The sequence below is a fragment of the Mycobacterium sp. SM3041 genome, assembly GCF_039668335.1.
Lineage (GTDB): Bacteria > Actinomycetota > Actinomycetes > Mycobacteriales > Mycobacteriaceae > Mycobacterium.
Map to the genome: position 1 here is coordinate 40,665 of NZ_JAYXBQ010000039.1, position 8,796 is coordinate 49,460.

Annotated in this window: 3 protein-coding genes, 5 pseudogenes and 1 other annotated feature; of the genes and pseudogenes, 3 read left to right on the forward strand and 5 right to left on the reverse strand. The window is 62.2% G+C overall.

Annotated features, from left to right (window positions below; genetic code table 11):
* Positions 1–572: 572 nt before the first annotated feature.
* The gene (locus tag VXD91_RS11190) at positions 573–1,874 is read right to left on the reverse strand and encodes a cytochrome P450 (protein WP_346415426.1); all 1,302 of its coding nucleotides are present in this window, start codon (positions 1,872–1,874) and stop codon (positions 573–575) included.
* Positions 1,875–2,061: 187 nt separating this feature from the next.
* Between VXD91_RS11190 and VXD91_RS11195 the strand changes: the two are divergent.
* A pseudogene (locus VXD91_RS11195) lies at positions 2,062–3,334 on the forward strand (IS3 family transposase).
* Positions 2,364–2,495, forward strand: a sequence feature (AL1L pseudoknot). It overlaps the preceding pseudogene by 132 nt.
* Positions 3,335–3,388: 54 nt before the next feature.
* Here VXD91_RS11195 and VXD91_RS11200 read toward each other — a convergent pair.
* A pseudogene (locus tag VXD91_RS11200) lies at positions 3,389–3,834 on the reverse strand (recombinase family protein); the annotation flags it as partial.
* Positions 3,835–4,026: 192 nt separating this feature from the next.
* Entirely contained in the window at positions 4,027–5,586 is a 1,560-nt protein-coding gene (locus VXD91_RS11205; protein ID WP_346415427.1) for an alpha/beta fold hydrolase, read from the reverse strand.
* Between the two features lie 438 nt (positions 5,587–6,024).
* On the opposite strand from VXD91_RS11205, the gene VXD91_RS11210 reads away from it, so the two are divergent.
* Positions 6,025–7,353, forward strand: a complete 1,329-nt coding sequence (locus tag VXD91_RS11210) for an alkane 1-monooxygenase (RefSeq protein WP_318986929.1) — start codon at positions 6,025–6,027, stop codon at positions 7,351–7,353.
* 345 nt (positions 7,354–7,698) lie between these two features.
* Here the strand turns inward: VXD91_RS11210 and VXD91_RS11215 are convergent.
* Positions 7,699–7,869: pseudogene (locus VXD91_RS11215) on the reverse strand (IS256 family transposase); the annotation flags it as partial.
* Between the two features lie 71 nt (positions 7,870–7,940).
* Positions 7,941–8,507: pseudogene (gene istB / locus VXD91_RS11220) on the reverse strand (IS21-like element helper ATPase IstB); the annotation flags it as partial.
* A gap of 72 nt (positions 8,508–8,579) precedes the next feature.
* Between istB and VXD91_RS11225 the strand changes: the two are divergent.
* Positions 8,580–8,796, forward strand: a pseudogene (locus tag VXD91_RS11225) (IS30 family transposase); the annotation flags it as partial.

Below are 8,796 nucleotides of genomic sequence, written 5' to 3' on the forward strand. Positions count from 1 at the left end.
CCGCGACTGGAATTCGTTGATTAATACTAGAATCGGCCCGTAGCGACTAGGGGTAGACCGGTAGTTGCGCTGGTATTGAACGACGACGAACGTGAACGTTGCAACGATGGGTGCGCAGGGCCAAGTCATCGCAGGCGCGGCGGTCGCGGATCGTATTGGGTTGCGCGGCAGGTAAATCCGACAACGATGTCGCCCTGACGTGGGCGTATGGCCGCAGACAGTCGGTAGATGGCGTCGACGGTTCTTGAGGCTCGCAGCGACGGGCTGAACGATGAGCCCCGTCCGGGTGGTCCCCGCACCATCACCGATGAGCAGGTCGATGTGGTGCTGGTGGCGACGTTGGAGCGCACTCCGGGGGACGCGACGCACTGGTCGCGGACATCGATGGCCAAAGAATCGGGCCTGGCCAAGTCCATGTTGGGGTACCAAGGCTCATCCACAGGTTCTGATCATTGCTCGGTTCGCGATGTCGTCGGGCTCTACCTGGACCCGCCCGATAAAGCGCTGGGCCCCGCGTCGACGAGAAGGGGTTGGCGGCTATCAACCGCGCACCGTCGATGCGGCCGACAAAATCAGAAGGCAGGGGTCAGTCGGATCGGCAGGTGGGTGGGGCCGCGAAGTGAGCTGTTGATTGACCAGGTGGTCAAACCGGCCGCTGCGATGGCCGAGGCTTGGGTGGTGAGTTCGCGGAGCACGGCCTGGCCTTCCATGCGAGTCAGGGTTGCTCCGATGCACATGTGAGCACCGAAGCCAAAAGCGATGTGGTTGTGCGGGTTTCGATCAGCGCGGTAGGTGTCAGGATACTCGAAGACCTCAGGATCGCGGTTGGCCGCGCCGAAGGCCAGCAAGAGCCGCGACCGGCTGGGGATAGTCACCTCGCCGACTCTGTAGTCGGCGCGAGTGTAGCGGTACAGGTTTTGGATTGGTGTCGAGTAACGCAGCTGTTCCTCGACGGCGCTTGGGATCAGGTCAGGATGGTTTCGGATCATGGCGAACTGATCGGGGGCGTGGGCGAGAGTGTCGAACATACCGCCGATGAGGTTCGTGGTGGTTTCGTTCCCAGCGAACAGCAGTAGCATCGCGATGAAAAACAGCTCGTCGTCGGAGAGCTTGCCATCCTCATTGTTATCGACGAGCCGGCCCAGTACGGTATCCGACCCTTTGAGCTTGCCCGAGGCCAACTGGTCCTTGAAGTACCGGCGCAGTGCCGCGATCGCCCGAACTCCTCTGAACCCGTACCGCAGCCCGGCAGCGGTGGCGCCAGCATTGATTACGCCGACACCGTCTTCGGACCATGATCGGAAGTTGCAGACATCTTCGGGAGGGATGCCGATTATGTGTGCGATCATTCGGATGGGCAAAGGTACGGCGAGGTGCTCCATCACGTCGCAACCGGGGTTGGCGACTACGTCGGCGACGAGTTCTTTGGCGAGTTGGTCTGCCATGCCTTGCCAGTCGCTCATGGCACCCTTGGTGAATCCAGGTTGAACCTGTTTGCGGAGCCTGGTGTGGTCATCGCCGTCGGTGAGCACCAGGATCGGTGCCGAGATCTTCATCCGGGTGACGCCCTGGCTACTTGTGACCGCCTCGGTATCGCGCAAGGCCGCTCGGATGTCTTCGTGTCGGCTGAGAATGAAGGTCGCACGTTTGGGGTTGTAGTGCACTCGCCCTCCGGCGTGCAGCGCGCGATAACTTTCGAATGGCTGCGCCGCGGTCGCCGGATCGAGTGGATCGAAATCGGTATTGACCGCGCCGGTCCATCCTGCATAGCCACGACGCCGGACCCGCACGGCCGCAGCAACGTTCATTCCGATCGCCCCCATCACCGGTGCCCAGACCTGCCGCACCGCGCCATCCCAGCGCAATGTTCTCATCGGCGCTACGCGCCAAGTTTGCTGGACGGTTGGTGCTTTGAGTCCGGTACGTAGCACGCCATGGAAACAAGTCTGACCAACTGCGCTCCACCGCGTCAATGAGTCTCCGGGAAACCCGGGTGTTTCAGGTTTTTGAATCGCCCTGGAAATCCCGGAGGCTCCTGGCCTTGGAAACGAGGATGCGGGTATGCCCACGGTATCGTCATCGGGAAAGGAGCCGACCAGTCGCCGCTACAGCCCGGAGGAGACGGCTGCAGCGGCGCGGATGGTCCGTGCGTTGCGCGCCGAACTCGGCACCGAGCAGGGCACCGTTTGGCGGGTTGCTAACCAGCTCGGCTATGGGGTCGAGTCGGTGCGTTCCTGGGTTCGCCAGGCCGACGTCGACAATGGCTACGAACCCGGAGTAACAACGGCCGAGTCGCAGAAAGTCAAAGAGCTTGAGTAGGAGAACCGAGAACTCAAGCGCGCCAACGAAATTCTGAAAAGAGACGCCAGTTTCTTCGGGGCGGAGCTCGACCGCCAACACAAGAAATAGTCGACTTCATCGACGCCAATCGTGGGGATTTCGGGGTCGAGCCCATCATCACTGTCTTGCGCACCGCAGGCGTGACGGTGGCCTCGAGCGCCTACTACGACGCCAAAGGTCGGCACCCGTCGGCACGTGCTCAGCGCGATGCCGTGCTGGGGCCGGCGCTGGCGAGCTCTGGACAGACAACTACTTGTGTCTACGGCGTACACAAGCTGTGGAAAGCAGCCCGCAGGGACGGTCACGATATCGGCCGCGACCAGGTCACCCGGTTGATGCGAGCGGCGGGGATCTGCGGAGCGCGGCGCGGCAAACGGGTCCGCACCACTAAACCCGACCCGACGGCGGCGCGACACCCGGATCTGGTCAAGCGCAAGTTCACCGCCACCGCGCCGAACCAGCTCTGGGTGACGGATCTGACGTTCGTGCCTACCTGGGCCGGGGTCGCATATATGTGTGCTTCATCGTCGATGCGTACTCGCGGATGATCGTGGGTTGGCGGGTCGCTAGGCACATGCGAACCTCGATGGTGCTCGACGCACTGGAGATGGCGCGGTGGTCACGCGGAAATATGCTGCCGGACTTGGTATGTCACTCCGATGCCGGGTCTCAAGGCGGATTCACCTCGATTCGCTATAGTGAACGGCTCGCTGAAATCGGAGCGGCGCCCTCGATCGGCACCGTAGGCGATAGTTTCGATAATGCTCTGGCCGAGACGGTCAATGGCTACTACAAGGCCGAGCTGATCTACGGACCCGCCCGCACCGGGCCGTGGAAGGCAGTCGAGGACGTCGAGCTGGCGACCCCGGGCTGGGTATACTGGCACAACAGCAGCCGCCTACACAGCTACCTCGGCGACATCCCACCCACCGAATACGAAGATGCGTTCTACGATGCACAACGGACCGACCAACTCCTGGTCGGAATCCAATAGCTCGAGCCTCCTGCAGACCCAGGGCGTTTCAGCCAGACGATCAAGTTGTTCTTAGCGTTCAACGCTGAGCTTGTGAGGTTTACCTGCCGGCAAGTTGCGGTCCCGGCGAGATTGGTGTGCCGCGTCGCGACGTTCTTTCCCGAGCTCGAGCACGGCCAGGCTAGCCATGATGGCGGCTACAGCCCCGCCGGTCGGGGTGTTGGTGTCGATGCCTTCGCGTTTGGCGCGCAACAGGATTCGGCTCTCACTGCATTGGCAATAGTCCGGGTGACTTCGGCAACATTGCGGCCAAGTCAGTCGATCGTGACGACGACTGTGTCGCTGTCAGGGGCGTTGTCCAGGAGAGCCGCCAGGCCGGGGCGGGCGGTGTTGGCCACCCCGGAGAGTTTGTCGGTGTAGGTCTGCTCGTCGTCAACGCCGGCAGCGGCAAGCGCACGCAGTTGCGCGTCGGGATCCTGACCGGTGGTGCCGACGCGGGCATACCCCAAGATCGCTGCCACGCCCAGCGCTATCTCATTAGCCACCGGCGGCTGGGATTTGAGACACGCGGTGTGAGACGAGAAATGCGACGCCGCGAGCTGGATCGACGAGCGGGGGAGGGGGTCCGTGGAGCTGTCTCGTTTCTGGAAAAGAGATACCGGCCCGCTAGGGGTGCTCAGATGCCCGGCGGCCACGTGCCCCGGGGTAGGTCGTCATGCGATGGCCGCTGCGGGCTGTTGGGGGCTTGCTGCCGGGTTATTGGCGAGCATGCCGAGGACGTCTTGCCATACTTGGTAGCTGATCGCGATGTCCAGATGGCCGCCTGCGAATCCCGGATCTTGTTTTTGTAGAACGATGTTGGTGACGTTGGGCCCGCTGAGCGCTTGCTGTGTGTAGGGGGTGACTACCCAATCATTGGTGGTGGCGATGGTGTCGTAAATGACTCCGGGCCGGGTGTCACCGTTGCTGTAGGCTTTTTGTACTAGCGACGAACCCACCGCCTGCTCTAGCCAGGCCGCGCCGCCCTGTGCCACTAGGCCCTTAAACAAGGTGCCTAAAACAGGGATGGACAGCAGGCTGGTCAGCCCGTCCAGATTGGTGCCGTGGTTGCTCGGGGCGATGCCGATGAACTGTGAGACTTTGGCGGCGCCGCCGAGGTTGTTGAGGTAGTACTCGGGCAGGATTCCGCCGCCTTGTGAATGGCCGATCAGGATGACCTTGGAGGCGCCGGTCTGTGCAAGCACCGTGTTGACCTCGGTGGAGAGCTGTTCGGCGGATTGCTTGATGTCGGCAGTGGACTGGATCGGAAAGTTGGGATTGCTGGTGTTGTTGCCGTAGTTGAAGGTGTAGACCTTGTAGCCCGCATCAGCGAGTGCGGGTGCCCCGACGCTCCAGTCGTAGTTCTGATTCGCCGCGGTGGCGTTGATGAAGATGACCGGCAACGGATGTTCGGCGGTGACGGTGATGGATGGATTGTTGGCTCCCGGCGGCGTCACCCCCGGTGTCAGGTAGCCCAGCAGGTTGTATACGCCGTAGTCGACCGCGAACGGCCCGCTGCTGGTGGCATTCAGTGGTGTGTCGGTGAGCGCTTTACTGACGTCGCCGGCCACGGTCGCCACTGTGTTGAGCGCCTTGTATGGCAGTCCCCACAGCAGGTCGGGACCGATCGTGTAGGCGCCCAGCACTGCGATGTTGTTGACCAGTGACGCCGCCATCGTGCCGAGGTCGAACCCCAACCCGACCATCTGCCGGGTGAACTGGGTGACCTGACCGACATCGTGGGCCAGCGCCGAGCTTAGGTGGGCGGCGGTCCCGACTAGCGCCGCGGCCACGGTATTGACCGCCGAGTTGACCAGGTAACCGGGGGACGACTGCGTCCCTACGGTGGACTTGCGTTGCAGCTCCTCGCCCAGAACTGCCAGCGTTACGCCGTCTAGAGCAGTCGGTGCCGATGGCGTGGCTGGAGCGTTGGGCGAACTCGCGGTAGTTGTCGCGCCGCTGGCGGTTAGGGCCGATGTTTTGGCAGCCTTCACGGTTTTGGTCGTGACAGTTTGAGCGGTACTTGCGGCGTTCTTGACCGCAGGCTTGAGGGCCGCTGGGGTGGCGACGGCCGAGACCGACGCGGCGAGCACATGGCTCGGAATCGCCGTCGCGGTCGCCGCGGCGGTGTCGTGCGGAGTCGATGTTGTCGCTGGCGGCGGATCAGCCTTTCCGGTCGCCGCGGCGGTGACCGGATGGGTTTCACCGTGGTGTGCTGGTCCTACCTGAGGCACCGGCGTTCTCGATGTCGGTCCTTCGCTCGAATGACCCGACCCTGAGTTTCGGGATGTGCCCAGGCAATCCCCGAAGACGTCGCCAGTGCCGCATACAGAGTCATCGCCAATGCGCACAACAGTGACCAGCGGAACTTCCGGGGATGATCTTCCAACACCGCGGTATGAAGAACCTTCGTTTCACTAGCGAATCCAGAAACCACAGCGGACGGCTCATTATGAGCGCACCGCTGCCTATCCAGGTGCGAAACGGTGTTTCTGGGATTCGCGCGGTTGGGAAGCGGCTGAAGGCACCCCAGAACCGCGACTGAATCGCGAATCCTCACCCAGTCGAACACCCCACAGCAGGTTTGCGCCAAAGGCCACCCCTAACTGGTACAGGGTGTCACACATCACGTACCGGCCCCTGGGCAAACCGGGTATCAATAGCTTGTGGGCGTGGTAGCGCGAATTCTTCAGACTCGTGGAGCGGCGCACGCCAGCGACACCTTCGGGACTTGGCGCGACCCGAAGCGCTACCTGTGGCTGTTAGGTCCGGTAACCCCGGGCATGGTCGGCCTGTCCTGGGTGCTGGTAAAGCTTACCGGCCTGTCCCTGTTCTGGTGGACCGGAATAGCTCTGACCTTTGTGATCGTGCCCGTTTTGGACCACCTCGTCGGGCCCGACCCGCATCAGGCCTCCGACGACACACTATCTCGGATCGAGGGTGCTCTCTTCTACCGGCTGACCACCTATCTACTCCTGCCCGCCCAATATCTGTCGGTGATCTTCGCGTGCTGGCTGTGGGCCGGCGGCGGCTGGGTCACCATGACACTCGCCGACAAGATCGGCTTGACGGCGTCGGTTGGCACCGTCGGCGGCATCGCCATCAACGCAGCGCACGAACTCGGCCACAAACGCGGCCTGTCCGAGCGCCGGCTGAGCAAGATCGCACTCGCCCAAACCTGCTACGGCCACTTCTACGTCGAGCACAACCGCGGCCACCATGTGCGGGTCGCCACACCCGAAGATCCGGCCAGCTCGCGCGTGGGCGAAAACCTGTACGCCTTCATAGCTCGGTCGATCATCGGTGGCTTGCGCTCGGCATGGCAATTGGAACGTACGCGGATGCGCCGCCTGCACAAATCCACCTGGTCACTGCACAACGAGGTACTCAACGCCTGGCTGATGAGCATCGTTCTGTATGTCGCCCTGGGGCTGTGGTTCGGGACCACCGTGCTGCCCTGGCTGATCGGCCAGGCCGCTATCGGCGTCTTTTTGCTGGAAACAATCAACTATCTGGAGCACTACGGCCTGCGCCGCCAGAAACTACCCAGCGGCCGCTACGAACACGTGCGCGCCACCCACAGCTGGAACAGCAACACCAGAATCGCCAACATCTTCCTGTTCCACCTGCAACGGCACTCCGATCACCATGCCAACCCGACGCGCCGCTACCAGGCCCTGTGCCACGCCGACGAAGCCCCTCAGCTACCCAGCGGCTACGGCACCATGCTGTTGATGGCGATGTGCCCGCCACTGTGGCGTCGAGTGATGGACCCACGGGTGCTCACCCACTACGCCGGCGATGTAAGCCTGGCCAACATACTGCCCGGATACGATCCGCGCCTGCACAAGCGCTACCCGCACCTCGCTGCCTACACCGTTCACTCAAGAAACAGCCGGTCTAAGCAGCGCGGGGCGGGGTGTATGGATCGACTTCGCTGCGGCCAGCGTGACCACGCCCTCTGCCACCGCGGTGCCCTCACGCGCGAACAGAAACCGTGAAACGTCCACCCCTTCGAACTTAAGCGATTCGGGGCGATGATGACTCTCGATACGAGATGCCTACGCTGAGCGGCGCGCAACTAGGGTTGTCGACGGGATGCGATACCTGATCGACCATCCACACGAAACCACCCCTCGCCTGAAGCGGGCCAATCGAATTGCCCGATGACGCACACCAGTGCAATAGTTATGCCTATTGATGTTGTTCTCGATGCCGTGCCACAGTCATAAGGACCGAAAATTATCTGGTACAGCAAACGAAATATTCTGGATGACAATTGCAGAAATCTACATTTATCGACCAAATGGGGACTATCTCGTTAACGGTGTTTCCGGCGGTTTCCATCAGTAGGTTTCGGCTGCCGGGAATCGGTCGCCGAACGTGATTGCAAACGCATTGAGCGCTGGCTTCCACCGCATCATCCATCGTGCCCTGCCCACCCCGGTGGGTTCCAGGGAACGCGTCACCAGATACAGTCACCTGAGCGCGGCCTGCTCAGTCGGAAAGTGCCCGCGGTGTCGACGGCATCTGAAATTTGACCCCCTGGCGGCATCTGAAATTTGACCCCCTGGGTTGGTGGTGGTGATTATTCCTCGGTGGTGGTGGCCACGGTAGGTGGGCGGCCGAGGTCGCGGTTTTTGAGTCGGTAGCTGTCTCCTTTGAGGGTGATGACTTCGGCGTGGTGCACGAGGCGGTCGATCATCGCTGCGGCGACGACGTCGTCGCCGAAGACTTCGCCCCAGCGGCCAAAGGCCTTGTTGGAGGTGACGATCAGGCTGGCGCGTTCGTAGCGCGAGGACACCAGCTGGAAGAACAGGTTGGCGGCCTCGGGTTCGAATGGGATGTAGCCGACTTCGTCGATGACGATGAGGGGGTAGCGGCCCATTCGGGTCAGTTCGTGCTGGATGCGGCCGCTTTGGTGGGCTTCGGCCAGTCGGGCTACCCATTCGGCGGCGGTGGCGAACAGGACCCGATGACCGGCTTGGCAGGCACGGATGGCCAGTCCGGTCGCCAGATGGGTTTTGCCGGTGCCCGGTGTGCCCAGGAACACGACGTTGTCTCGCGCGGTCACGAAGTCCAAGGTGCCCAGGTGAGCGATGGTGTCGCGTTTGAGTCCGCGTGCGTGTTCGAAATCGAACTCTTCCAACGCTTCGATTCAGGGGTCTAGTGCAACAGCTCCTATCTGGGGGGTTGTTGCATGCGTCCTGGCCCTCTGCCTTCGGTAGTGCGCCTGTTCTGGTCTCATGTCAGTTCTGAGCTGTCGATCGATGCGGCTGCGGTCGCTGCCGGCGTGTCGCCGGGCACTGGATGGCAGTGGTTTGTCAACGCTGGCGGGGTGAAACCCAAGATCGATTCGGCGCCAAGGAAGTACACCCGGCTGACTTTCGCCGAGCGTGAGCAGATCGGGCTGGCGGTCGCGGCGCAGGAACCGATCCGTTGCA